This is a genomic window from Cryobacterium sp. GrIS_2_6 (genome assembly GCF_035984545.1).
Taxonomy (GTDB): Bacteria; Actinomycetota; Actinomycetes; order Actinomycetales; family Microbacteriaceae; genus Cryobacterium.
The window spans coordinates 1,623,155-1,648,264 of the sequence record NZ_JAXCHP010000001.1 but is presented as its reverse complement, the minus strand read 5'-3'; the positions used below and the strand labels follow the sequence as shown (position 1 = coordinate 1,648,264).

The 25,110-nt window shown below is 67.9% G+C and carries 21 protein-coding genes; 17 read left to right on the top strand and 4 right to left on the bottom strand.

Annotated elements, in window-relative coordinates:
- Positions 1-77 precede the first annotated feature (77 nt).
- Both RCH22_RS08220 and def read left to right on the top strand, forming a co-directional pair.
- The gene (locus tag RCH22_RS08220; protein WP_327013543.1) at positions 78-1,442 is read left to right on the top strand and encodes a MinD/ParA family protein; all 1,365 of its coding nucleotides are present in this window, start codon (positions 78-80) and stop codon (positions 1,440-1,442) included.
- A 51-nt stretch (positions 1,443-1,493) separates the two neighbouring features.
- On the top strand, positions 1,494-1,985 hold the full coding sequence (gene def, locus RCH22_RS08215; protein WP_327013542.1) for a peptide deformylase: 492 nt from the start codon (positions 1,494-1,496) through the stop codon (positions 1,983-1,985).
- 7 nt (positions 1,986-1,992) lie between these two features.
- On the opposite strand, the gene RCH22_RS08210 is transcribed toward def, so the two are convergent.
- Positions 1,993-3,828, bottom strand: coding sequence for an AMP-dependent synthetase/ligase (locus RCH22_RS08210; protein WP_327013541.1), 1,836 nt, complete (start codon positions 3,826-3,828; stop codon positions 1,993-1,995).
- Positions 3,829-3,996: 168 nt separating this feature from the next.
- Here RCH22_RS08210 and RCH22_RS08205 point away from each other — a divergent pair, with 168 nt between their 5' ends.
- The 3 genes from RCH22_RS08205 to RCH22_RS08195 all read left to right on the top strand — a co-directional run bounded on the left by RCH22_RS08205 (position 3,997) and on the right by RCH22_RS08195 (position 7,119).
- Positions 3,997-4,944: an ROK family glucokinase gene (locus RCH22_RS08205; RefSeq protein WP_327013540.1), complete on the top strand. Its 948-nt coding sequence runs from the start codon at positions 3,997-3,999 to the stop codon at positions 4,942-4,944.
- Positions 4,945-4,974: 30 nt separating this feature from the next.
- The gene (locus RCH22_RS08200) at positions 4,975-5,664 is read left to right on the top strand and encodes a 1-acyl-sn-glycerol-3-phosphate acyltransferase (RefSeq protein WP_134446107.1); all 690 of its coding nucleotides are present in this window, start codon (positions 4,975-4,977) and stop codon (positions 5,662-5,664) included.
- Positions 5,665-5,790: 126 nt separating this feature from the next.
- Entirely contained in the window at positions 5,791-7,119 is a 1,329-nt protein-coding gene (locus tag RCH22_RS08195; RefSeq protein WP_327015477.1) for a class II 3-deoxy-7-phosphoheptulonate synthase, read from the top strand.
- A gap of 178 nt (positions 7,120-7,297) precedes the next feature.
- Here RCH22_RS08195 and pknB read toward each other — a convergent pair whose 3' ends face one another.
- The gene (gene pknB, locus RCH22_RS08190) at positions 7,298-9,247 is read right to left on the bottom strand and encodes a Stk1 family PASTA domain-containing Ser/Thr kinase (RefSeq protein WP_327013539.1); all 1,950 of its coding nucleotides are present in this window, start codon (positions 9,245-9,247) and stop codon (positions 7,298-7,300) included.
- A gap of 60 nt (positions 9,248-9,307) precedes the next feature.
- Complete coding sequence (locus RCH22_RS08185; protein ID WP_327013538.1) at positions 9,308-10,621, bottom strand: LysM peptidoglycan-binding domain-containing protein; 1,314 nt, start codon at positions 10,619-10,621, stop codon at positions 9,308-9,310.
- Between the two features lie 237 nt (positions 10,622-10,858).
- On the opposite strand from RCH22_RS08185, the gene RCH22_RS08180 reads away from it, so the two are divergent.
- Entirely contained in the window at positions 10,859-11,200 is a 342-nt protein-coding gene (locus RCH22_RS08180) for an Rv2175c family DNA-binding protein (RefSeq protein WP_134446104.1), read from the top strand.
- Positions 11,201-11,272: 72 nt separating this feature from the next.
- On the opposite strand, the gene RCH22_RS08175 is transcribed toward RCH22_RS08180, so the two are convergent.
- Positions 11,273-12,361 (bottom strand): polyprenyl synthetase family protein, encoded by a 1,089-nt coding sequence (locus RCH22_RS08175; protein WP_327013537.1) that lies wholly within the window; start codon positions 12,359-12,361, stop codon positions 11,273-11,275.
- A gap of 70 nt (positions 12,362-12,431) precedes the next feature.
- Here RCH22_RS08175 and RCH22_RS08170 point away from each other — a divergent pair, with 70 nt between their 5' ends.
- The 11 genes from RCH22_RS08170 (at position 12,432) to RCH22_RS08120 (ending at position 25,105) form a co-directional block, all read left to right on the top strand.
- Complete coding sequence (locus RCH22_RS08170; protein ID WP_327013536.1) at positions 12,432-12,842, top strand: DUF3040 domain-containing protein; 411 nt, start codon at positions 12,432-12,434, stop codon at positions 12,840-12,842.
- A gap of 258 nt (positions 12,843-13,100) precedes the next feature.
- Positions 13,101-13,532, top strand: coding sequence for a division/cell wall cluster transcriptional repressor MraZ (mraZ, locus tag RCH22_RS08165; protein ID WP_134446101.1), 432 nt, complete (start codon positions 13,101-13,103; stop codon positions 13,530-13,532).
- Between the two features lie 98 nt (positions 13,533-13,630).
- Positions 13,631-14,584, top strand: coding sequence for a 16S rRNA (cytosine(1402)-N(4))-methyltransferase RsmH (rsmH, locus tag RCH22_RS08160; protein WP_327015476.1), 954 nt, complete (start codon positions 13,631-13,633; stop codon positions 14,582-14,584).
- A complete protein-coding gene (locus tag RCH22_RS08155) occupies positions 14,581-15,234 on the top strand; it encodes a hypothetical protein (RefSeq protein WP_327013535.1) in 654 nt (217 codons plus the stop codon). Before rsmH ends, RCH22_RS08155 begins: the two co-directional genes overlap by 4 nt.
- Before the next feature lie 65 nt (positions 15,235-15,299).
- Positions 15,300-17,087: a penicillin-binding protein 2 gene (locus RCH22_RS08150; protein ID WP_327013534.1), complete on the top strand. Its 1,788-nt coding sequence runs from the start codon at positions 15,300-15,302 to the stop codon at positions 17,085-17,087.
- A 76-nt stretch (positions 17,088-17,163) separates the two neighbouring features.
- Entirely contained in the window at positions 17,164-18,645 is a 1,482-nt protein-coding gene (locus tag RCH22_RS08145) for a UDP-N-acetylmuramoyl-L-alanyl-D-glutamate--2,6-diaminopimelate ligase (RefSeq protein ID WP_327013533.1), read from the top strand.
- The gene (murF, locus tag RCH22_RS08140) at positions 18,646-20,109 is read left to right on the top strand and encodes a UDP-N-acetylmuramoyl-tripeptide--D-alanyl-D-alanine ligase (protein WP_327013532.1); all 1,464 of its coding nucleotides are present in this window, start codon (positions 18,646-18,648) and stop codon (positions 20,107-20,109) included.
- Positions 20,106-21,197, top strand: a complete 1,092-nt coding sequence (gene mraY / locus RCH22_RS08135; RefSeq protein ID WP_327013531.1) for a phospho-N-acetylmuramoyl-pentapeptide-transferase — start codon at positions 20,106-20,108, stop codon at positions 21,195-21,197. Before murF ends, mraY begins: the two co-directional genes overlap by 4 nt.
- Entirely contained in the window at positions 21,197-22,741 is a 1,545-nt protein-coding gene (murD, locus tag RCH22_RS08130) for a UDP-N-acetylmuramoyl-L-alanine--D-glutamate ligase (protein ID WP_327015475.1), read from the top strand. Before mraY ends, murD begins: the two co-directional genes overlap by 1 nt.
- Positions 22,710-23,993, top strand: a complete 1,284-nt coding sequence (gene ftsW / locus RCH22_RS08125) for a putative lipid II flippase FtsW (protein WP_327013530.1) — start codon at positions 22,710-22,712, stop codon at positions 23,991-23,993. Before murD ends, ftsW begins: the two co-directional genes overlap by 32 nt.
- Positions 23,990-25,105: a UDP-N-acetylglucosamine--N-acetylmuramyl-(pentapeptide) pyrophosphoryl-undecaprenol N-acetylglucosamine transferase gene (locus tag RCH22_RS08120; RefSeq protein ID WP_327013529.1), complete on the top strand. Its 1,116-nt coding sequence runs from the start codon at positions 23,990-23,992 to the stop codon at positions 25,103-25,105. Before ftsW ends, RCH22_RS08120 begins: the two co-directional genes overlap by 4 nt.
- Positions 25,106-25,110 lie beyond the last annotated feature (5 nt).

The following is a 25,110-nucleotide window of genomic DNA, read 5'->3' as shown; positions in this document are numbered from 1 at the left end:
TCGGCCGTCGCCCACTGTGGCGCCGGCCGGCCGGGGGCCCAGGCCGGGCCGATTTTTTCACGACGAAGGGACGGACTGTGGTGCCGGAAAAGCGCACGGACACCGGAATCTCTTCGACGGGCGGCGGAGACACGCAGCCCGGTGACGAGTACAACAGCGAGCTGCCGCCGCACACGATCGACAACCTTGCCGCGGCCCTCCCGGCAGGGCTCGCGGCCACACCCCTCGCGTCGCCGACGCTCGGGAGTACCGGCCCCGCCGGCGGGGGCGATGCCGGCCGCCCCGCGACGCACACCATTGAGATCAACACCGGGCCGGGCATCCGGGTCCCGGCCGGCGACCGCGCGACCCGGAACGACCGCGCCGACCGGGGTGAGCGCCTCGGCGCCGCCGCAGCAGGGGCCGTGCAGTCCCTCTCCGGCCCTGCGCAGACGGGTCCGGCGGATGCCGTGGCGCAGTCCCGCAGGGAGCGCCTGCGCCCCGATGGCGGCACCGTCCCGGAATCGGCGGCCATGCTCACGTCGGAACGCCTGCTCGCGGTCAATCGCCGTACCCAGCCGCCGCCGCACGGAGGCTGGAACGCCTTCGTCTACGCCGCGACGCTTCACCTCGTCAACCTCGGCGACTCGGCGAAGGTCCGCGCCCACAAGGACATGGACGCCCGGATTCGCAAGGAGTTCGACGGCGGCACTCGGTTCGTGCCGATCCTCACCCGCAAGGGCGGTGTCGGCAAGACCACGGTCACGGCCCTGCTCGGCATGGCCCTCGCCGATGCGCGTGAAGACCGGATCATCGCCGTCGACGCCAACCCCGACCGTGGCACCCTCTCCGAACGGGTCAGCAAGCAGACCAGGTCGACCGTGCGCGACGTCGTCACGAAGGCCGCGTCCATCGGTGGCTTCACGGACTTCTCCACCCTCGTCTCCCGCGATGCGACCCGGCTCGACATCCTCGCCTCCGACACAGACCCGCTCCTGTCCGAAGCGTTCGACGAGGACGACTACAACGTCGTCGCCGACCTCGCGGCCCGGTACTACTCGATCATGCTCACGGATTGCGGCACCGGGATCGTGCACTCCGTGATGCGGGCGACCCTGCAGCGTGCGGACTCTATCGTGGTCGTCTCCGGCGGCAGCGTCGACGAAGCCCGGCTCGCCTCTGAGACCCTGACCTGGCTCGACGCCAACGGCTACGGCGACCTCGTCCGCAACTCGATCGTCGCGCTCAACACCGCGACCCAGGGCACCAACCTCGTGAAACTCGAGGAGATCGAGTCGCACTTCCGGTCGAGGGTCCGCGAGATCGTGCGCATCCCCTACGACCCGCAACTGGCGGCGGGGAGCGTGATCTCGTGGGAGGACCTGAAACCGATCACCCGGCTTGCCGCCCGCACCCTCGCCGCTCTCGTGGTCGAGGGCCTTCCCGCGCACCGCGGCGCGTGAAGCGCGCCCGGTCAACCGACGTGCCCGTACCAACTGACTTGGAGTATTCCTGTGCCTGAGCGCCAGATCCGTCTCTTCGGAGATCCCGTGTTGAAGACCGTGTCCGCGCCGATCGAGACCATCGACGACCGGGTCACCCGGCTCGTCGTCGATCTCCTCGACAGCGTGCGTCTGCCCGGACGCGCCGGCGTCGCTGCGGCCCAGATCGGCGTCAACCTGCGCGCGTTCAGTTACAACGTCGATGGCGTGATCGGGTACATCCTGAACCCCGTCGTCGTCGAGGTATCGGGCGAGCCCGCCCTCGTCGAAGAGGGCTGCCTGTCCGTTCCCGGCCTGTGGTACCCCACGAAGCGGTACCCGTTCGCGAGGGTCACCGGAGTCGACCTCGCCGGCGAGCCCGTCGAACTCGCCGGCGACGGGCTGATGGCCCAGGCCCTGCAGCACGAGACGGACCACCTCGACGGCTTCCTCTACATCGACAAGCTCGAGAAGGAGAACCGCCGGGCGGCCATGAAGGAGATCCGCGAGTCGGACTGGTTCTGACCGACCGTCAGCGCACGACCGGGTTCTGCTCGGTGACGACGGGCACGCCCTGGTACATCCCCTCGATGGTCGCGGCGAAGTCCCGCATGATCACGTCGCGCTTGATGCTGAGCTTCGGCGTGAGGTAGCCGTTGTCCTCGGTGAGCTCGACGGTGAGGATCACGAACTTGCGGATCGACTCCGCCCGCGACACGTGGGAGTTGGCGTGGTCGATGGCACGCTGCACCTCGGCGAGCACCGCGGGGTTGACGGCCGCCTCCGCGAGTGACATCGAGGCATCTTCGCCGTTGTTGTGCAACCAGACCGCGAGCATGTCGGGGTCGAGCGTGACGAGCGCCGCGATGAACGGTTTGCGGTCGCCGACGACGATGACCTGGCCGACGAGGGGGTTGGAGCGGATCGGGTCCTCGAGCGCGGCAGGGGCGACGTTCTTGCCGCCCGCCGTGACGATGATCTCCTTCTTGCGGGCCGTGATGGTGACGAAGCCGTCCGCGTCGAAGTCGCCGATGTCGCCCGTGCGGAACCAGCCGTCGTCGAAGGCGGCCTGGGTCGCCTCCGGGTTGTGCCAGTACTCCTTGAAGACGTTGACGCCCTTCACCTCGATCTCGCCGTCGTCCATAATGCGGATCGAGACGCCGGGAAGGGGAGGTCCGACGGTGCCGACCTTGAATTGGTCTGTGCGGCCGACCGTCGCAGGGGCCGTGGTCTCGGTGAGCCCGTAGCCCTCGAGGATCTTGATGCCGAGGCTGTGGTAGAAGTGGCCGAGGAACTCGCCCAGGGGAGCAGAGCCGGAGACGGCGTAGCGCACCTTCCCGCCCATGGCCGTGCGGAGCTTGCTGTAGACGAGACGGTCGAAGATCGCGAACCGGATCTTCATCGAGAGGCTCACTGGGGTTCCCTCGGTGATGGCCTTGGAGTGCTTGACCGCGAGGTGCGCGGCTGCCTCGAAGATCTTGCCGCGACCGGCGGCCTCGGCCTTCTGCTCCGCGGAGTTGTAGACCTTCTCGAACACCCGCGGAACCGCGAGAAGGAACGTCGGCTTGAAGGTCGCGAGCGCAGGCAGCAACTGCCGGGTGTCCGGCTGGTGGCCGACCCGAACGTTCCCGTGCACGCACAACACGGCGATGAACCGGGCGAAGACGTGCGCGGTCGTGATGAACAGCAGGGTGGATGCGCCGTCCTCGTGGGTGAGGACGTCCGAGAGGGCGACGCCCGCGTTCCGGGAGGTCTCGACGAAGTTCGAGTGCGTGAGTACGCAACCCTTCGGCCGTCCGGTGGTTCCTGCGGTGTAGATCAGGGTCGCGATGTCGGCGCCGGTCGCGAGGTGGCGGCGGCGCTCGATCTCGGCATCCGGAACGTTGACACCTCCGGCGACGATCTTCGCGAGGTCGCCGAGGTCGATCTGCCAGACGGTTCCGATGTTCGGGAGGTCGGGGTGCACCTCGTCGAACTTGGCGAAGTGGTCGGCGGTCTCGAGGATCACGGCGGCGGCGCCGGAGTCGCCGAGGATCCACTGCATCTGGGTGGGAGAGCTGGTCTCGTAGACCGGGACCAGGACGGCGCCGGCGTACCAGGTCGCGAAGTCGATCAGGGTCCACTCGTAGCGGGTCTTGCACATCAGGCCGATTTTGTCGCCGGGTTCGATGCCTGCTGCGACGAGCCCCTTGGCGAGGCCAACGACCTGACGGTGGAATTCGGATGTCGTCACGGGAGCCCAGCCGGTACCGCGGGGAACCGAGAAAAGCACGGAATCCGGGGTTGCGGCGAGGCGATCTGCGAGGAGGTCGGTGATGTTCGCCCCTGGATCGGCAGGGACGACTGCGGGCATATCGAACTGTTTCACGGCAACTCCTCTGGTACCGGGCGGATGTGCACACTCTAGCCCGGTGGGATGCGGAGCAGTCGTTTCGACTCGCGGCGCCGCGGCTCAGTACACTCTAGAGGGACGCCTCAGCATAAGTGTGTGCTGAGCTGGGCGGATGCCCGAGACTATCTACGAAAGAGGCCGGCTGTGCACGCCATTGGAATCGACATCGGCGGCACGAAGATTGCTGGAGCCTTGGTCGACGAGTTCGGCACCATTCTCCGTTCCGAGCGCACGCCGACAACGGCGGGGGACCCGCGCGCCATCGAAGACGCCGTCGTCGAGATGATCCAGAAACTCGCCGTCGGAGAGGACGTCATCGCGGCCGGCGTGGCAGCTGCCGGCTTCATCGACTCCGCGCAGTCCACGGTGTACTACGCCCCCAACATCAACTGGCGCAACGAACCGCTCCGGGCGACCCTCGAAGAGCGGCTCAACCTCCCGATCCTGATCGAGAACGACGCGAACGCGGCCGGCTGGGCCGAATTCTGCTTCGGCGCAGGCCAGGTCTACAGCGACATGGTCACGCTGACCATCGGCACCGGTGTCGGAGGCGCGATCGTTTCCAACGACCGCCTGTTCCGCGGCGGCTTCGGCTGCGGCGCAGAGCTCGGCCACGTGCGCATCGTCCCCGACGGCCTGCCGTGCGGCTGCGGAGCCCAGGGCTGCATCGAGCAGTACGGCTCTGGCAGGGCCCTGCTCCGCATCGCCAACTCCCTGGCGGATGCCGGCGGTATCGGCCTCGGCCTCGCATCCGCCCGTTCCCGCAAGGGCAAGCTCAGTGGCAAGGACGTCGGCCGCCTGATCCAGGACGGCGACCCGGGGGCACTCGCAGCCCTCCGCCAGCTCGGCGACGCGCTCGGCCAGGCCTGCGCCTCGCTCGCGGCCGTGCTCGACCCGCAGATCTTCGTCTTCGGCGGGGGAGTCGCCGACGCCGGCGAGCTGCTCCTCGAACCGATTCGCACCGCGTACCTCGAAAACCTTCCGGCACGGGGCTACCACCCCGAAGCGGAATTCGCGATTGCCCAACTCGTCAACGATGCCGGAGTCGTCGGTGCTGCAGACCTGGCGCGGAAGCACGTCTTCCCGGTCTAGGCTGTGCCCGACCCAAGAAGAGAGCGACCGATGTTCTACTGGATCATGAAAAACATTGTCGTCGGACCCCTCCTACTGGGGCTCTTCCGGCCGTGGGTGGTGGGCCTCGAGAACATTCCCAAGACCGGCGGAGTGATCCTCGCGAGCAATCACCTCTCGTTCATCGACTCGGTGTTCCTGCCGCTTGTGGTGCCGCGCCGGGTGATCTTCCTCGCCAAGAGCGAATACTTCACCGGAACCGGGCTCAAGGGCTGGGCGACGAAGCAGTTTTTCAAGGCGACCGGCCAGCTCCCCATCGACCGCTCGGGCGGCAAGGCCTCCGAGGACTCGCTCAACACCGGCCTGCGGGTCCTCTCCGGCGGCGGCGTGCTCGGCATCTACCCGGAGGGCACCCGCAGCCCCGACGCGAAGATGTACCGCGGCCGCACCGGGGTCGCCCGGATGCTCCTCGAGGCAGGGGTGCCCGTCGTTCCCGTCGCGATGATCGACACCGAGAAGGCGATGCCGACCGGCACGAGGATCCCGAAGATCCGCCGGATCGGGATCGTGATCGGCAAACCCCTCGACTTCAGCCGCTTCGAGGGGCTGGAGGGGGACAGGTTCGTGCTCCGCAGCGTGACCGACGAGCTCATGTACGAGCTCCAGGCGCTCAGCAAGCAGGAGTACGTCGACGTCTACGCGACGAGCGTCAAAGAAAAGCGCGCCAGTCTTTCGCGATAAGATCGCGTATCCCTTCCCGGCTCTTCCAGCCAGTCCCCTGGCGCGCACTCCGCGCGCCAACCAAGAGAAAACAGAGATAGTCCTGTGGTAGACACTACCGAACCCGTCGTTGTAGCCGATGAAGCTGTGATCGCCGGTCTGGACTATTGGCGCACTCTTCCCATCAAGCAGCAGCCGACGTGGCCGGACGCAGAGGCCGTCGCCGCGGCATCAGCCGAACTGTCGACGCAGCCGCCCCTGGTCTTCGCCGGCGAGGTCGACATCCTGCGCGACCGGCTCGCCGAGGCGGCCGCAGGGCACGCCTTCCTGCTCCAGGGCGGCGACTGCGCGGAGACCTTCAATGGTGCGACTGCTGAGCAGATCCGCAACCGGGTCAAGACCGTGTTGCAGATGGCCGTCGTGCTCACCTACGGCGCCTCGATGCCCGTGATCAAGATGGGCCGGATGGCCGGCCAGTTCGCCAAGCCGCGCTCGAGCGACTTCGAGACCCGGGGCGGTGTCACCCTGCCCGCCTACCGCGGCGACATCGTCAACGGCTACGACTTCACCCCGGAATCCCGCGAGGCCGACCCGGCCCGCCTGGTCAAGGGGTACCACACGGCCGCGTCGACGCTCAACCTGATCCGTGCGTTCACCCAGGGCGGTTTCGCCGACCTGCGCCAGGTGCACAGCTGGAACCAGGGCTTCGCCGCGAACCCCGCGAACCAGCGCTACGAGAAGGTCGCCAAGGAGATCGACCGGGCCATCAAGTTCATGATCGCGTGCGGTGCGGACTTCGAGGCGATGCGTCGCACCGAGTTCTACACGAGCCACGAGGGCCTGCTGATGGACTACGAGCGCCCGATGACGCGGATCGACTCCCGCACCGGAACCCCGTACAACACTTCAGCGCACTTCATCTGGATCGGTGAGCGCACCCGCGACCTCGACGGTGCCCACGTCGACTTCCTGTCCCGGGTGCGGAACCCGATCGGGGTCAAGCTCGGCCCGAGCACCTCGGCAGACGACATGCTGCGCCTCGTCGACAAGCTCGACCCGAACCGCGAGCCCGGCCGTCTCACCTTCATCACCCGGATGGGAGCCGGCAAGGTGCGCGACGCGCTCCCGCCGCTCCTCGAGGCGATCAAGGCGAGCGAGGCCAAGCCGCTCTGGATCACGGACCCGATGCACGGCAACGGCGTGACCACGCCGACCGGGTACAAGACGCGTCGTTTCGACGACGTCGTCGACGAGGTTCGCGGCTTCTTCGAGGCCCACCGCGCGGTCGGAACCCACCCGGGCGGGGTGCACGTCGAGCTCACCGGCGACGACGTCACCGAGTGCCTCGGCGGCTCGGAGCACATCGACGAGGCCGACCTCGCGACCCGCTACGAATCGCTCTGCGACCCGCGGCTCAACCACATGCAGTCCCTCGAGCTCGCCTTCCTCGTCGCCGAGGAGCTCGCCGCCCGCTGACCGGCAGTCATCCCGCCAGAGTGCCGCCGTTCCCGCCGAGATCACCAGGCAGGACGGCGGCACTCGGCGCATCCGGCGACAGTCGCCGCGCGAGCGGATGCTGCGCTCCCGGAACAGGGACGCGCGCCAGCCGCGCCGCTGCGCGCCAGGCATGCCGGCAGCGCAGGGTGGCTGGAAGCTAGCCGAACGGGTTCGTCGGCTTGAGGGCGATCGTGCTGCCCTTGGGTGCGGCCGTTCCCGCGGCCGGGTCCGTAGAGAGGATATTGAGCAACGGTGCGATCGCATCCGCACCCAGGTTGTAGCTCAGTTTGAAGCCGAGGTCGGTAAGGATCTTCTTGCCTTCGTTCCACGGCTTACCGATGACATCCGGAATCGGGATCGGCGCGGGTCCCTTGGACGTCGTGAGCACGTAGGTGTCTCCTGCGCGGACGGGCCCGTCCTTCTGGGGAGCGGCGCTGACCACGTCACCCTCGTCGATCGTGTCGCTGTAGACGGAGTCGCCGGTGGTGGCGAGCAGGCCCTTGTCCTTCAACAGCGACGTCGCCGTGTTCACCGACTTGCCGGAGACGTTCGGCACCGAGCCGAGCGAGGCGACGAGGTTGACCTTCATGCCTTCGAAGTACGGGCCGCCCTGGGAGACCTCGGTGCCGTCGCTCTCCCGGTTCGCCGACATGACGATGCCGGCGGCGACCTCGCCGGAGAAGACCTGGTCCACCGTGCCGATCGCGGCGTTCAGCCCCGTGACAGCGGATGACGCGGCATCCCTGGTAAGGCCGGCGAGCGGGGGAAGCGTGATCGGCTGCGGCCCCTGCGAGACGTAGAGCGTGACCGCGTTCCCCTTCTTCACGTGGCCGCCCTTTCCGGGGTCGGTGCTCGCGACCAGTCCTGCCGCAATCGTGCCGCTGTATTGCTGCGCGAGAGCGGACTGGAGTCCGAGTTCGGCGAGCTGGGCTGCGGCGGCGTCAGGGGCGACCGAGACGAGAGAGGGCACCTCGACCTGCGACCCCGGGCCGCTGCCGAAGTACCAGCCGGTGCCGGTGCCGAGGCCGGCGAGCAGGAGAACGAGCGCGAAGAGCCAGTACCCGCGTACCTTGCGGCGTCGGGTCTTCGTGCTGAGGAGTTCTGCGTCGTCCGGCGGCTTCACGACGGGTGCGGGCAGCACGGTCGTCGCACCGGGGGCCTGCGCAGCGGCGCCGAAGATCATGGTGTCGGCATCGGCCTGGGCGGCTGCCGCACCGCTCGGCATCAGCAGGGTCTGCTGCACGCCGGTTTCGCCGTCGAAGGGGCGCATCTGCTTCTCGACGTCGAGGAGCTGGTCGAGCATGACCTTCGCATCCCGGGGGCGCTGCTCGGGGTCCCTGGCGGTCGCCCAGCTCACGAGCTCGTCGAGTTCGTGCGGAACGGTCGTGACGCGCAGGCTCGGCATCGGCACCGTGTCATTGGCGTGCTGGTATGCGATCTGCATCGGCGCCTCGCCGACGTACGGCTGTTCGCCGGTGAGCATCTCGTAGGTCATGATCCCGAGGGCGTAGATGTCGCTGCGGGCATCGGCGATACCGCGCGTGACGAGTTCGGGGGAGAGGTAGGCGATCGTGCCGAGCAGCGCCTGCCCGGTTGCGGTGTTGTTGTTGGCGGCGCGGGCGAGCCCGAAGTCGCCGATCTTGATCCGCCCGTCATCGGCGAGCAGCACGTTCTCGGGTTTCAGGTCGCGGTGCACGATGCCGGCCTTGTGCGCTGCGGCGAGGCCGGACAGCACCGCCTCGAGGATGTCGATGGTCTGTTCGCTCGTGAGGCGCCCGTAGTCCTTGAGCAGGTCCCGCAGCGTGATGCCCGGCAGGTATTCCATCACGAGGTACGCCATGTCGGCGTCCTGGCCCTGGTCGTAGACGTTGACGACGTTCGGGTGGGCGAGGCGCGCGGCCGAACGGGCCTCCTGGACGAACCGCGCCTTGAAGGCGTTGTCGTCGGCAAGGTGGCCGTGCATAACCTTGAGCGCCACCCGGCGCTCGAGGCGCAGGTCGGTGGCGAGGTAAACGGTCGCCATTCCGCCGCGGGCGATTCGCGAGCGCACCTGATATCGGCCGTCTATCAGACGGCCGATCATCGGATCGGCAGGACTATCGCTCACCAGTCGAGTCTAGGGAGCAGCGGGCAGATCCGCTGCTGGACACTCGCACGGCACGGCTGATCAGCCGAGTTCGGAGAGCCAGGAACGGGCAGAGGTCTCCCACTTCGCGTAGTAGTCGGGGAAGGCGGAGAGCTGCACAGCCTGAGCCGCCTGGGTCACGGTGAGCCCGTCCCAGCCGGGAATGTCGAGCAGCCCTCTGGTGACCCCGGGGTTCGGGTTTCCGGCGCCGCCGAAGAACGCCTGGCTCGCCCGGACCGGGTCCATCACCTGGTCCGGCGACCCCCACCCCTTGCCGGGGCGCTGCTGGAAGAGTCCGAGTGAGTCCCGGTCGCCGTAGTGGACGTTCCGCAGTCCCGATTCCTGGGCGGCGGCGACGAGGGCGATGATGAGGCCCTGGTCGTTCACGCCGGCCGCACGCCCGGTCGCCACGATGATCCGGGCGTTGGCGCGCATCTCGTCGGAGAGCGGCGTAACCTGGCCGAGCATGGCGGTGGGAGCCGGCCCGGGTCCGGGCGCCGGCAACGGGGTGACGGATGCCGCGGCGACCGATTCCGCCGCGGGCGCGGGGATCGAGAGCTGCTGGCCGGGGTAGATGATGCTCGACCAGCCGAGGTTGTTCGCCTCCAGGATCGCGCGGATGGAGACTCCGGCGGCTGCCGCGATCGTCGAGACGGTTTCTCCCGCTGCGATCGTGTGACTCGCACCGGGGGCGGCGGTCGTCGCGCTGACGAGCGCAACCGCCGGGGCTGCGGCCGGGGCCGAGCCGCTGGGAATGACGAGGGACTGGCCCGGAAAGATGATGCTCGCCCTGTCGAGGCCGTTGGCACTCAGCACGGCCGCGACCGGGATGCCGTGGGTGGTCGCTATCCCGCTGATGGTGTCACCTGTCACGATCGTGTAGCGCGTGAGTGCACTGGCAACCGGCGTGGGGGCAGGCGCCTCTGCCGGGGCGGCGCCCTCGGCGAGGGTGAGTTGCTGGCCGGGGAAGATCTTCGTCGACCAGCTCAGGCCGTTGCGCGCCAGGACGGCAGCGGTCGAGAGCCCGAACCTGCTCGCGATGCCGCTCACGGTGTCGCCGGCGACGACCGTGTACTGGCTCGGTGCAGCCTCGGCCTGCGCGCGTTGTGCGGGGGCGCTGGTTCCAGTGGATGCCGGTAGCTGCGCCGGGCTCTTGAGGGGCTTCCGGCTCAGGGAGGCTGCCTCGGCGGGCGACGCAAGATTGAGACTGATGGCGACCGTGCACGCCACGGCGAGCGGCAGGGCCGCGAACATGCCGAGCGCGCGGAACCGGACGGTGGAGGACTTGTGGGGCCTGGCGGGAACGAGCTCGCTACTGGCAGGCGCTCGAACGATTCTGCTGGACTGTGCTGACATGACGCTCCATTCAGATTGGTCTGACACTCGGATGCTGTCGAGCCGAAAACCGCCGCCCGAGCTTGAGACTGGCTACAACCTTCACCGTGTCCACGAGCGTTAACTTGTCCACGACCTTCAACGTTTTCACACATGACTGCCGGAGTCAATCGGCATGCCCCCCATCCGGGCCGCACCGAGCGCGCACCGGGGCATTCGGTGTTTGAAGTGGCCCGGGAATCATGGGAGGCTTGGAGGGTGACCGATTCGTTTTCAGATCAACCCTGGCTGACCATCCCCGACCTCGTTTCCCTGCTCGGGACCAGTCAAAGCCGGGTTCGCCAACTCATCGATGACAAGCAGCTCCTCGCGATCCGCCGTAACGGTGTGATCTCGGTGCCGGCCGCATTCGTCAAGGACGGTTCCCCGCTCCCCGAACTCCGCGGCACCCTGATCGTGCTCGCCGATGACGGCTTCACCGACGAGCAGGCCATGCAGTGGCTGCTCGAGGTCGACGACAGCCTCGGTGTCCCGCCGATCCAGGCGCTCCTCGCCGGCCGCAAGGCCGAGGTCCGCCGCGTCGCCCAGGCGCTCGCCTAGCCTCAGGTCCAACCCCGGGTCCAGTTCACAGGGCGAGCTCCCGGCTCGCCCCGCTCCCGGCTCGGCCCGGTCTCAGAACGACCGGCGCGTCACGGTTTCGGCGAGGCTCTCGAGCTGGTCCCGCATGTCAGGGGCGATCGGAGAAGCGTGGAGCGCGACGCGCGCATCCGCGACCTGGTCCGTGATGAGCGTCTCGACGCTCTCGACGGCTCCGCTGGCCCTGATGAGTTCCTGCAGCGACAGGATCTGGGCCGGGTCGAGCCCCGGATCTCCGAGGAGTCCGTCGAGATACTCCCGCGCGGCCGGTTCGAGCGCGCGCCTGGCGAGTGCGATGATCACGGTGCGCTTGCCCTCCCGCAGGTCGTCACCGCTCGGTTTGCCCGTCACCGCCGCGTCGCCGAACACACCGAGAAGGTCGTCCCGAAGCTGGTAAGCGATGCCGAGCGGAAGCCCGAAGGCACGCAACGCGTCGAGGTGGGCCGTGTCGGCGCCCGCGAGTGCCGCGCCGATGACGAGGGGAGCTTGGACGCTGTACTTCGCGGACTTGAAGACGATGACCCGCATGGCGCGCTCGAGCAGCTCCTCTTCCTGCTGCACGAGCCAGGCCCGTTCCTCGAGGATGTCGAGGTACTGACCGGCTGTGACTTCCGTGCGCATCTGGTTGAATTCGTGGCGCCCGAGCCTGGCCGCCACAGGATCTGCGGAGGCCTCGAGGCCCTCGTCGAGGAGCTCGTCGCTCCACCCGAGGAGCAGGTCCCCGAGGAGGATCGCGGAGGCCCGGCCGAACTCGACAGGAGCGCCGGCCCAGCCGCCCGCGGCATGCACGGATTCGAAGAGCTTATGGGCGGATGCCGAACCCCTGCGGGTGTCCGAATTGTCGATGATGTCGTCGTGGACGAGGGCGGCGGCATGGAAGATTTCGAGGGCGGCGGCCGCCGCGATGACCGGCGCGGAATCGAGCGCGTCCGAACCGGGTACGCTCTGCCAGCCCTGGTGGCAGAACTGGGCCCGGAAGCGCTTACCACCGCTGAGAAACTGCCGTGAGAAGTTCACCAGCGCGCTGAGATCCGGGCTGACAGTAGTCACAATTAGTTGACGGGTTTTCAGGAATTCGTCGATGCGAGTTTGAACCAGATCGACCAGTTGATTGCTTTCAGCCACCCGCCTAGCCTAGCTATCGCGGCGGGGCTAGAATTGGTATTCACCGGTGGTCCTACAGAGGAGGAATAAGATGCCGCTTTCGGAACAAGAGCAGCGACTCCTTGAAGAAATGGAGCGCGGGCTCTACCACAACGACTCCGACTTCGTCGCGACCGTTGGCGGTTCATCGCTTCGCCCGAACTACCGCTCGATGGCCCTCGGCGTTCTCGCGGTCGTCGCCGGAATCGGGGGACTGATCGCCGGAGTCGCAGTGCAGCAGCTGTGGCTCGGAATCCTCGGCTTCGTCGTCATGTTCGCAGGGGTATTGCTCGCCACGTCACCGGGCAAGGCCGCCCGCAGACTGTCGTCCTCCGGCTTCTCATCCTCCGGTACGTCACCGTCCGCGACGAGCGGGTCACGCCCGTCGGGTTCCGGCAAGTCCGGCCGCGGGTTCATGGACCGTCTCAATGACCGCTGGGACCGACGCCAGGACGGCAACTAGCCCTTCGGCTCCCATCCTCCACAGCACGACCGAAACTTCACAAAAGAAGGGCCGATCACAGATCGGCCCTTTTTTTGTGCCCAAAATCGACTCTCGGCGCCGCCGGCCTTTGGATTTTCCTCCACCCGTCACTTAGCCTATTCATCTGGTATTTTTCTAGAAATTTGCTCGTTGATCGTGGCATTTTACGTTTTCGTGGTCCAAAGTGGAGTAAAGTGGAGTAACACCTGAACTTGGCCGGAAGAGAAGGGGTGATGAATGTTCCTCGGGACCTATGCCCCCAAGCTCGACGACAAGGGACGCGTCATCCTCCCGGCGAAGTTCCGTGAGCAGTTGTCCACCGGCATCGTGATGACCCGCGGCCAGGAGCACTGCCTCTACGTCTTCACGACCCGGGCGTTCGAGGAACTGCACGAAAAGATCAAGCAGGCCCCGATCACGAGCAAGCAGGGCCGTGACTTCCTGCGGGTGTTCACGTCCGGAGCCAGTGCGGAAACTCCCGACAGCCAGAACCGCGTCACCATCCCCGCCAACCTCCGCAGCTATGCCGGCCTCGACCGCGAACTCACGGTGATCGGCGCGGGCGACCGTGTCGAGATCTGGGACACCGAGGCCTGGGACCTGTACCTCGCCGAGCAGGAAACCTCGTTCGCCAACACCACGGAGGAGGTGATTCCGGGACTCTTCTAGAACCTGGCGCCTGACTCCCAGCCGTACGCCCTGACACACTTCCCCGGTGCCAGGACTGCCGGATGGGGATCAGGATCCAGGAACTACTCCCCGGGACCATGAACATCGACGAAATCCATACCCCCGTACTGCTCGAACGCTGTGTCGAGCTCCTCGCGCCGGCGTTGGACCAGCCGGGCGCCGTGCTCGTCGACGCGACCCTCGGCATGGCCGGGCACTCCGAAGCCTTCCTGACCCGCTTCCCAGGACTCACCCTCGTCGGCCTCGACCGTGACCTCGAGGCCCTCTCGATCGCGGAGGAACGCCTCAAGCCGTTCCGCGACCGGATCCACCTCGTGCACACCGTCTACGACGGCATCCAGGACGCCCTCGACTCCCTCGGCATTGCAGAGGTCCAGGGCGTGTTCTTCGACCTCGGAGTCTCTTCGCTCCAGCTCGACCGGGTCGAACGCGGCTTCTCATACTCCAAGGACGCCCCGCTCGACATGCGGATGGACAACACAAGCGACCTGACGGCGGAGCACATCCTCGCGACGTACAGCGAGTCCGAACTGCGCCGGATCTTCCACGAGTACGGCGAAGAGAAACTCGCGGCACGCTACGCCGAGGCCATCGTCGAGGCGAGGTCCACCGCTCCGCTCGTCCGCTCGGCCGAGCTCGTCGCGATCCTCACGAAGGTCACCCCCGTCGTCGTCCAGCGCACCGGACACCCGGCGAAGCGGGTCTTCCAGGCCCTGCGCATCGAGGTCAACCAAGAACTCTCCGTTCTCGAACGTGCGATCCCCGCCGCCCTCGACGCCGTAGCCGTGCACGGCCGGATCGTCGTGGAGGCCTACCAGTCGCTCGAGGACCGGATCGTCAAGAAGGCGCTCGCCCGGGCATCGACCTCGAGCGCCCCCGCCGGCCTGCCCATCGAGCTGCCGGAACACAAGCCACTGTTCACACAGTTGATCCGGGGCGCCGAACTCGCCTCGGAAGAAGAAAAGGCGAGAAACCCCCGTGCGACGTCGGTCAGACTTCGCGCCGCCGAGCGACTGAGGAGAGCCGGATGAGCGACAATCTCGCACGCGTGCTGCGACCGAACTGGGAGAGTGCCCCCCGGCACGACACCCCCGACCAGAAACCGCTGGACGCTCCGGCAGGCCTTCCCGGCTCGCGGCTTCGCCACATAAAGATCGTCGCAACGCGCAGCCAGCGCCGGGCACGACCCAAGATCGCCTTCGCCCTGTCCGCCGTCGCCGGGGTCGCGGTGATCATCGTCGCGCAGCTCCTGCTGAGCGTCGGAATCTCCCAGGGCGCATACGAGGTGTCCCGCCTGCAGGCCAGCCAGACGGAACTCAGCCGCACCGCCGAGAGCGTCACAGAGGACCTCGTCAGGGTCTCCTCCCCGCAGAGCCTCGCGGCCAACGCCGAGGCCATCGGCATGATCAGCAACTCCAACCCGGTCTACCTGCGGCTCTCCGATTCCGCAGTGCTCGGCGCCCCGAGTTCCGCAACGGGCAGTCAGGCCGGTGCGGCGAGTCTCGTACCGAACGCGCTGCTCACCGGCGTACCTTTGGTGACACAGCCAGCCCAGGCCACCGGGCAGGGCGCGAGCGTCGCCGGCGCCGCGACTTCCCCAGCAACCGAGACCGCCCCGACAGCCTCAACCGCCGCCGTGCCAGCCCCTGGCGCCGGGCTCCCGACGCCCACGACTCGCTAGAACGCATTCCCGCACGAGCCGGGGTGCCACAACCGCGGCCCCGTCCGCAGTAAGGAACCGAAACTGTGGGTGTCAGTGCCAGGTCGACGCGCAGCGGCAAGCGCCGCATCGCGATCACGGTCGTTCTCCTCTTCGCGATCGTCGCACTCTTCGTGGTTCGGCTCGTCGACATCCAGGTCGTCCGCGCCGACACCCTCAGCGCCGATTCGCTCGGCAACCGATCGGTCGAGCAGCCCATCTACGGCTCGCGCGGTGACATCGTCGACGCCAACGGCGTCGTGCTCGCCGGGACGGTGATGCGCTACAACATCACGCTGTCTCCCCGCAATGCCGTCGAGTTCACCCGCACAACGGCGGCGGGGGACCAGACGGTCACCGTCGCCCAGGCTGCTGCGGAGGTCGGCGCCATCACCGGTCAGACCGGAGACGCGATCCTCGCGATCATCGCTTCGTCGCTCGCCGCCAATCCCGCCTCGGACTACGCCATGGTGACCAAGGCAGTGGATGTCTCGGTGTTCCGGGCGGTCGACGCGCTCGAGATCCCCTGGATCTACTTCGAGAAGAAGCCCGGCCGGGTGTACCCGGACGGTGCGGTCGCAGGCAACCTCGTCGGATTCGTGTCGTCAGAGGGTGACGCCCAGGCCGGCCTCGAAATCGGCCAGGACTCCTGCCTCGCGAGCACCGACGGAACGGAGACCTACGAGAAGGGCGCAGACGGCGTCCGGCTGCCGCAGAGCACCGTCACGGAGAAGGCGGCCGTCGACGGCGGAGATGTCGTGACGACGATCGACTCCGACCTGCAGTGGTTCGTCCAGCAGGCCCTGGCCAAGCAGGCCCAGGCGACCGGCGCGGCCTGGGGAACGGTCGTGGTGCAGGAGGTCAAGACCGGGAAGCTCGTCGCGGTCGCCGACTATCCCAGCGTCGACCCGAACAACGTCAACGGAACGGCCAACCCCGACGACCGCGGCTCGCGCGCATTCACGGCCTCCTTCGAACCCGGGTCGACCTTCAAGGCGCTCACCGCGGCATCCGTGCTCGATGCGGGCGAGGCCACGGTGAACACCCAGGTCGTCGCGCCCTATCGGTACCTGCCGGGCAACGGCGCGAACATCAACGACAGTTCCGGTCACGCCGACCTGCACCTCACCCTCACCGGCGTGCTGATCGAATCCTCCAACACCGGCATGTCCAAGTTCGGCGAACTGCTGACCGACAAGCAGCGCTATGACTACATGACCAAGTTCGGCCTCGGCACTGCGACGGAGGCGGGGTTCCCCGCCGAAGACTCCGGAATCCTGCATCCCTACGATGAATGGGACCCCCAGACCAAGTACGCCACCATGTTCGGCCAGGGACTGACCACGACGGCGCTCCAGATCGCGAGCATCTACCAGACCATCGCGAACAAGGGCGTCCGGTTGCCCGTCCAGCTCGTCGCCGGCTGCCGCCAGGCGGACGGAACCATGACGAACGTGCCGGCCGCCACGGGAACCCAGGTGGTTTCGGCCTCCGCCGCCCACGACACGTCCGACATGCTCGAGATGGTGTACCAGAAGGCCTGGCTTTCCAAGGTCTGGAACATTCCCGGCTACCGGGTCGCCTCGAAGACCGGAACGGCACAGATGCCGGACGGCCACGGCGGGTACACCCATGGGTATCTCGTGTCGGTTTCCGGGTTCGCTCCCGCAGACGATCCGGAGTACGTCGTTTCGGTCAGTCTCGCCGATCCTGTTAAACTGAATTCATCTGCAGCGCCTGCTCCGATCTTCCAGGAGGTCATGAGCCAGGTGCTGAAGAAGTACCGGGCAGTTCCATCGGGCGCTCCAGCGCCTGCCCTTCCCGGTACCTGGTAAGAAAGCGAGCCCCGTGACCGAGTTGGCACCATCGGCTCTCCGTCCTCAGCACCCGGTTGCGCGGTCGTTGTCGGGCATGGTTGATGAATTCGAACTTTTCCTGCGCGGCGACATCGAGGGTCTCGAAGTCTCCGGCGTGAGTATCTCCTCCCGTTCCGTCCAGCCGGGCGACCTGTACGTCGGCGTTCCCGGGCGAGCCTTCCACGGCGCGAGCTTCGCCGGCGACGCCAGGGAGGCCGGAGCCGTCGCCATCCTGACCGACGAGGCCGGTGCGCTCGTCGCCGCCGGAAGCGGCCTGCCGATCCTCGTCACCCCGGACGCGCGCGCAGCGCTCGGCGCGGTCGCCGCCTGGATCTACCGGACCGACGAGAACCCGGCAACACTCTTCGCTGTGACCGGAACGAATGGCAAGACGAGCGTCGTCTACCTCCTCGTCGCCATCCTGAACCAGCTCGGCGTCGTCACGGGCCTCACGTCGACCGCGGAGCGCCGCATCGGCGACCTTGCCGTCGTGAGCTCGCTCACCACCCCTGAGGCCACCGAACTGCATGCACTCCTCGCCAGGATGCGCGAAGCCGAAGTGCGCGCCGTCGCGATCGAGGTCTCCGCGCAGGCCCTCAGCAGGCACCGCGTCGACGGGCTCGTCTTCGATGTCGCCGGGTTCACCAACCTCAGCCACGACCACCTCGACGACTACGCCAGCCTCGACGAGTACTTCCAGGCCAAACTCGAACTCTTCCAGCCCGACCGGTCCCGGCGCGGCGTCATCACCGTGGACTCCGAATGGGGCCAGCGGATCGTCGCAGAGTGCCGCATCCCGGTGACGACCCTCAGCATCCATCCAGAGGTCGACGCCGACTGGCACCTCTCGATCGTGTCGGAAGACGCCCTCTACACGGAGTTCCTGCTCGAGGGGCCGGAGGGCCGCCGCCTGCAGACCCGCGTTCCGCTGATCGGCTGGTTCATGGCCGCGAACGCCGCACTGGCCATCCTGATGCTCGTCGAATCCGGCTACGACCTCGATGCCATCAATCACACCCTCGCCCGCGACGGCGGCATCGACGTCTACATCCCCGGGCGCACCGAGCGCATCTCCGGAGACCGCGGACCGCTCGTCTACATCGACTACGGCCACAGCCCGGACGCCTTCCTCAACACCCTCGCGGCCATCCGCACCTTCACGCCGGGGCGACTCTTCATGGTCTTCGGCGCCGACGGCGACCGCGACACCACCAAGCGCGCGGCCATGGGTGCCATCGCAGCCAGGGGCGCCGACGTCGTCGTCATCACCGACTTCCACCCCCGCTACGAGGACCCGGCATCGATCAGGGCCGCCCTCATCGCCGGCGCCCGAGAGGCCGTCCCCGATGTGGAGCTCTACGAGGTCGCCGACCCGCGCACCGCATTCCGCACCGCGCTCGGCCTCGCGGCCCCGGGCGACTCGATCCTCTACGCCGGCCCCGGCCACGAGAACTACCACGAAGTGAACGGCGTCAAGATCCCCTATTCCGCCCGCGACGATTCCCGGCTCGCGCTGCGCGAAGCGGGGTGGCAGTAAATGATCGCCCTTTCCCTCTCCGAGATCTCCGGCGCCGTCAACGGCGTCCTGCACCTCGATGGCGCCCTGAACGCCGACGGCTCGCCGACGACGCCGGCGACCGTCGTCTCCGGTGCCGTCGACACCGACTCGCGGGAGATCCGCTCCGGCGGCATCTTCGTGGCGAAGCCGGGGGAGACCACCGATGGTCACCTCTTCGCTCCCGCCGCGATCGACAATGGCGCCGCACTCCTCATCGTCGAGCGCGCGCTCGACCTCCCCGTCGCCCAGATCATCGTCGCAGACGCGGTGGTCGCCCTCGGCGACCTCGCCACCTTCGTCGTGGCCCGCGTCCGTGCGGAGGGTCGGCTCCGGGTGATCGGCGTGACCGGGTCCAACGGCAAGACGACCACCAAGAACCTGCTGCGCGCAATCCTCGAACGGGTCGGCCCGACCGTTGCCGCCCGCGCCTCCTTCAACAACGAGGTGGGCGCGCCGATCACGATGCTCGCCGTCGACTTCGACACCCGGTTCCTCGTCGCCGAAATGGGTGCGAGCGGCATCGGCGAGATCGCCAGGCTGATCCGGATGGTCCGTCCGGACGTGGGGATCGTCCTCAAGGTCGGCCTCGCCCACGCCGGCGAATTCGGCGGCATCGAAGCAACCCTGGCCGCAAAGACCGAAATGGTCACCGACCTCCTCGCAACGGATGTCGCCGTGCTGAACGCCGACGACCCCCGCGTCGCCGGAATGCGGGCACACACCCGCGCCAGGGTGGTCTGGTTCGGCCAGGACGCCACCCGTACCTTACGCGCACCAGACGGAACGGACTTCTCCGGCGTGCACGCGACCGGAATCGAGGTCTCGAGGAGCGGAACGACGTTCACCCTGCACCTCGCGGGCGGCGACACCCGCCCGGTAACGTTCCAGGTGCTCGGCGAGCACCACGTGATGAACGCCCTCGCTGCCGCGGCGACCGCAGAGGTGCTCGGGGTCGGCATCGACGACATCGTCGCGGCACTCGAGTCCGTCGTCACGGCCGAACGCTGGCGGATGCAGGTGCTCGGCGGGCGTGACGGGGTCACTGTCATCAACGACGCGTACAACGCGAGCCCCGACTCCATGACGGCGGCCCTCAAGACCCTCGCCCAGATCCGGCGGCCGGGAGAACGCACCGTCGCCGTCCTCGGCGAAATGAGCGAACTCGGCGAATTCTCCGGGGACGAGCACGACCGCATCGGACTGCTCGCCGTGCGACTCAACATCTCCCAGCTCGTCGTGGTGGGATCCGCCGCCCGCCGGATGCACATCAGCACGATCAATGAGGGGTCCTGGGACGGGGAGTCGCTCTTCGTCGACGACCAGGACGACGCCTTCGCCCTCCTCGCCGCGACCATCCGCCCCGGTGACACGGTGCTCGTGAAGTCCTCGAACTCCGCAGGCCTCCGGTTCCTCGGCGACCGCCTCGGGGAGTTCTTCTCGTGAGAGCCCTGCTCATGTCCGGCGCGATGTCGCTCGTCTTCACCCTATCCCTGACACCGCTGTTCATCCGGCTCTTCCACAAGCTCGGCTGGGGCCAGTTCATTCGCGATGACGGCCCGAAGAGCCACCATGCCAAGCGCGGCACCGCGACCATGGGCGGCATCGTCATCATCCTCGGCACCCTGATCAGCTACTTCCTCGCGATGTGGCTCACGGGCACCCCGATCACAGCGTCCCCGTTGCTCGTGCTGTTCATGATGGTCGGACTCGGGCTCGTCGGATTCCTCGACGACTTCATCAAGACCCGCAACCAGCGCAGCCTCGGCCTCGGCGGCTGGCAGAAAATCAGCGGGCAGGTGCTCGTCGCCGGCGTCTTCGCCGTGCTCGCGCTGCAGTTCCCGAACAAGCACGGCCTCACCCCGGCATCCACCAAGATCTCGCTGTTGCGCGACCTGCCCCTCGACTTCATGAAGCTCGGGACCATCGTCGGGATCGCCCTGTTCATCGTCTGGATCTGCTTCCTCGTCGCGGCGACCTCTAACGGAGTGAACGTGACGGACGGCCTCGACGGCCTCGCGACGGGGTCTTCGATCCTCGCCATCGGGGCGTACATCGTGATCGGCTTCTGGCAGTCCAACCAGGCCAGGTACGGGGGAGCGGACATCGGCGACCTCTACCGTTCATACAACGTGCGCGACCCCCTCGACCTCGCCATCGTCGCCGCGGCGATCGTCGGCGGCCTGATCGGCTTCCTGTGGTGGAACACCTCACCCGCCAAGATCTTCCTCGGCGACACCGGATCCCTCGCCATCGGCGGGGCGCTGGCCGCACTCGCGATCCTCAGCCGCACCGAGCTCCTGCTCGTGCTCCTTGGCGGCCTGTTCGTGATCGAAGCCGGCTCGGTGATCGTCCAGAGAGCGTACTTCAAGGTCACCCGGGGCAAACGCATCTTCCTGATGAGCCCCATCCACCACCACTTCGAGCTCAAGGGCTGGGCCGAGGTCACCGTCGTCGTCAGGTTCTGGATCGTCGGCGGACTTCTCGTCGCGGCGGGCGTCGGCTCGTTCTACCTCGAATGGCTGACCGCATGATGAGCAACGACCCCTACGACACTCACTCGGGCCATCGCCGCCTCGACGGCCTCGTCAGCTGGCACGCCGACTGGACCGGGCTCCGGGTCGCCGTCCTCGGCCTCGGCGTCACCGGCTTCGCCGCGGCGGACACCCTCGCCGAGCTCGGCGCGGACGTTCTCGTCGTCGCGGGCAACGCCCCGGACGACCGGGCAAGGCTCCTCGGCGTGATCGGCGCCGGGCTCGTCCAGGCCGACCTGAGCGAAGTCCCCGCTGAACTCGCCGCGCACCGTCCGGAACTCCTCGTCGTCAGCCCGGGCTTCCACCCCGACCACCCGCTGCTGCTTTGGGCCGCCGCGGCCGGAATCCCCGTCTGGGGCGATATCGAACTGGCGTGGCGACTGCGGGACAAGGTCGGAGCCCCGGCAGAGTGGATCCTCGTCACGGGCACCAACGGCAAGACCACGACCGTGCAGCTCACCGCGACGATCCTCGCCGCAGCAGGCCACCGGGTCGCTCCATGCGGCAACATCGGCGTGCCCGTCCTCGACGCCGTCCGTGACCCGCTCGGCTGGGACGTGCTCGTCGTCGAACTCTCGAGCTACCAGCTGCACCACCTGCCACGCACAGGGCCAGGTGCCCTCGTGCCGTGGGCGAGCGTCTGCCTGAACATCGCGGACGACCACATCGACTGGCACGGCTCCGCGGCCGCCTATCGCGAGGCCAAGGCCACCGTCTACGCCAACACCAAGATCGCGTGTGTCTACAACAAGGACGACGAGGCCACCCGAACGATGGTCGAGGACGCCGAAGTCCGCGAAGGCGCCCGCGCGATCGGCTTCGGCCTCGGCGTCCCCGGTCCGAGCGACCTCGGCGTTGTCGACGGCATCCTCTGCGACCGCGCCTTCCTCGAGGAACGCTTCGACACCGCGATCGAACTGACCACCGTTCCGGAGCTCCGCGCCCGCGGCCTCGGCGCCGCCCACCTCGTGGCCGACATCCTCGCCGCGAGTGCGCTTGCGCGGTCCTTCGACGTCGACCCGCTGATCGTCCACGACGTGCTCGAGACCTTCCAGCTCGACGAACACCGCATAGAGATCGTGGCAGACGCAGCGGGCATCCGATGGATCGACGACTCGAAGGCGACGAACCCGCACGCAGCCGATGCGTCGCTCGCCGCGTTCGACTCCGTGGTCTGGCTCGTCGGCGGCCTGCTCAAGGGCGTCGACATCGACCACCTCGTCCGGACCCACGTGCCCCGGCTCCGTGGTGCCGTGATCATCGGCGTCGATCGGGACGCACTGCGGGCGGCATTCCTGCGACACGCCCCCGGGTTGCCTGTATTCGAGATCGATGCCGCTGACACTGGACAGGTGATGCCGAACGCCGTCGCTGCCGCGGCAGGAATCGCCGAGTCAGGTGACGTCGTGCTACTCGCACCGGCGGCGGCATCGATGGATCAGTTCTCCGACTACGCAGCACGCGGCCGCCTCTTCGCGGAAGCCGTTCATGACTATCTGGGAGGTGAGGCGGATGGCGAGACTGCCCCTGGCTCGAACGCCTAGGACCGCAGCCCCCCACCAGCCGGCGCCCGCGACGCACAACCCCGCCACCCGCATCCATCTCGGACGCGTGTTCAAGGCGGAATCGACGAGCTACTTCCTGTTGCTCGGCACGACCCTCTTCCTCGTCGCCTTCGGCCTCGTGATGGTGCTGTCCTCGTCGTCGGTCGACTCCTACCTCGAGAACGCGGGCTTCTTCGGCACCGTGCTCCGCCAGGGCGGCTTCGCGGCCGTGGGCGTCCCGCTGATGCTCTTCGTCAGCCGGATGCCGATCAAGTTCTGGCAGCGGGTGGCCTGGCCGACCCTGATCATCGCGTGCCTGCTGCAGTGCCTCGTCGTCTTCACCCCGCTCGGCATCACCGTCGCAGGGAACACGAACTGGCTGTCCCTCGGCGGCGTCCAGTTCCAGCCGTCCGAGGCGATCAAGCTCGCGCTCGTCATCTGGCTCGGCCTGATCCTCTCCCAGAAGCAGGACCTGCTCGACGACTGGCGCCACGTCTACATTCCCGTGTTCGGCGTCGGCGGCGGATCGATCATGCTCGTGCTGATCGGCGGCGACCTCGGAACCGTCATCATCATGGCCGGAATCCTCTTCGGCGCGCTCTTCTTTGCGGGCGTCCGGCTGCGGATGCTCGCGTTCCCGCTCCTGATCGGCACTGTCGCAGGGGTGCTCGTCGCCGTCTCGAGCTCCAACCGGATGACCCGCATCCTCTCGTTCCTGAACACCGGCTGCGACGACCACACCGGAACGATTTCCGCGGCGTGCTGGCAGCCGCTGCACGGTACGTGGGCACTCGCCAACGGCGCGATCTTCGGCGTCGGGCTCGGCAACTCCAAGGCCAAATGGTCCTGGCTGCCCGCGGCGGACAACGACTACATCTTCGCGATCATCGGCGAGGAGCTGGGCCTGATCGGCGCCATCGTCGTGCTCGGCATGTTCGTCCTGCTCGCGTTCGCCTTCCTGCGGATCATGCGCTCGAGCACGAGCGTGCAGGCGCGCGTGTCGACGGCCGCCGTGATGGTCTGGGCCATCGGCCAGGCGCTCGTCAACATCGGTGTCGTCCTCGGCGTCTTCCCCGTCCTCGGCGTCCCGCTTCCGCTCGTCTCCGCAGGTGGCACAGCCCTGCTCTCGACCCTGATCGCGATCGGCATCGTGCTGTCCTTCGCCCGCGCGCACCCCGATCCGGTCGGGCGCGTCCCCGGCGGAACCGAGCAGCCGGCGGCACGGCCCGGACCGAGACGGGTGTCCGAGTGACCACGTACCTCCTGGCCGGCGGCGGGACCGCCGGCCATGTCAACCCCCTGCTCGCGGTCGCCGACGCGATCCGCGCGCGCGAACCCGACGCGGTCATGATCGTGCTCGGCACCAGGGAAGGCCTCGAGGTCCGCCTGGTGCCCGCACGCGGCTACGAGCTGATCTTCGTGCCACGGCTGCCGTTCCCGCGCCGCCCGAACCGCGCCGCCGTGCTCTTCCTTCCCCGGTTCAACCGTGCCGTCAGCGAAGTCGCCGCCGTGCTCCGCGCCAGGAACGTCGACGTCGTCGTGGGCTTCGGCGGCTATGTCTCGACGCCGGCCTACCTCGCGGCCCGCCGGGCGGGCATCCCGATCGTCATCCACGAGGCGAACTTCCGCGCGGGACTCGCGAACCGCCTCGGGGCCTGGCTGACCACGTGGGTCGGCGTGGTCTTCCCGGGAACCCGGATCCGCCACGGCCGGGTCGTGGGAATGCCGCTGCGGCCGGAGATCCAGAACCTCGACCGCTCCGGCGTCCGGGCGGAGGCGCTGCGCTTCTTCGACCTCGACCCCGGCCGTCCGACTCTCCTCGTCACGGGCGGGTCCCTCGGCGCGCGCCGCCTCAACGGAACGGCCGTGCAGTCAGCACCGGCGCTGGTCGCGGCCGGCTGGCAAGTGCTGCACATCACCGGGCAGAAATCCGAGGTCTCCGACCCGGGCATCGACCACTACCGGATGATCGAGTACTGCGACCGGATGGACCTCGCCCTCGCGAGCGCGGACTTCACCGTCTCCCGGGCAGGGGCCGGAACGGTCTGCGAGCTCAGCGCGCTCGGCATCCCCGCCGTCTACGTGCCGTACCCGGTCGGAAACGGGGAACAGCGCTTCAACGCGGCCGCCGTCGTCGCCGCCGGTGGCGGGATCATCGTCGACGATGCGGCCTTCCTGCCCGCCTGGGTCGCTGACGAGCTCGTGCCGCTCCTCACCGACCGGCCGCGCGTGCGCAGGATGGGGGAGCTCGCGGCATCCGTCGGAGGCCGCGACGGCGCCGAGCGGATGGCGGACCTCGTCAGCGATGCGCTCGGCCACCCACACGGCGGCGTCAATCCGGCAATCCCTGGCGCCGACGCGTAACGTAG

Bases quoted from the DNA above. Each gene is read 5' to 3' on its own strand.
- RCH22_RS08200 (WP_134446107.1), top strand. From the start codon at position 4,975: ATGTTCTACTGGATCATGAAAAACATTGTCGTCGGACCCCTCCTACTG.
- RCH22_RS08185 (WP_327013538.1), bottom strand. From the start codon at position 10,621: ATGTCAGCACAGTCCAGCAGAATCGTTCGAGCGCCTGCCAGTAGCGAG.
- RCH22_RS08170 (WP_327013536.1), top strand. From the start codon at position 12,432: ATGCCGCTTTCGGAACAAGAGCAGCGACTCCTTGAAGAAATGGAGCGC.
- mraZ (WP_134446101.1), top strand. From the start codon at position 13,101: ATGTTCCTCGGGACCTATGCCCCCAAGCTCGACGACAAGGGACGCGTC.
- rsmH (WP_327015476.1), top strand. From the start codon at position 13,631: ATGAACATCGACGAAATCCATACCCCCGTACTGCTCGAACGCTGTGTC.
- RCH22_RS08155 (WP_327013535.1), top strand. From the start codon at position 14,581: ATGAGCGACAATCTCGCACGCGTGCTGCGACCGAACTGGGAGAGTGCC.
- RCH22_RS08145 (WP_327013533.1), top strand. From the start codon at position 17,164: ATGGTTGATGAATTCGAACTTTTCCTGCGCGGCGACATCGAGGGTCTC.
- murF (WP_327013532.1), top strand. From the start codon at position 18,646: ATGATCGCCCTTTCCCTCTCCGAGATCTCCGGCGCCGTCAACGGCGTC.
- murD (WP_327015475.1), top strand. From the start codon at position 21,197: ATGAGCAACGACCCCTACGACACTCACTCGGGCCATCGCCGCCTCGAC.
- ftsW (WP_327013530.1), top strand. From the start codon at position 22,710: ATGGCGAGACTGCCCCTGGCTCGAACGCCTAGGACCGCAGCCCCCCAC.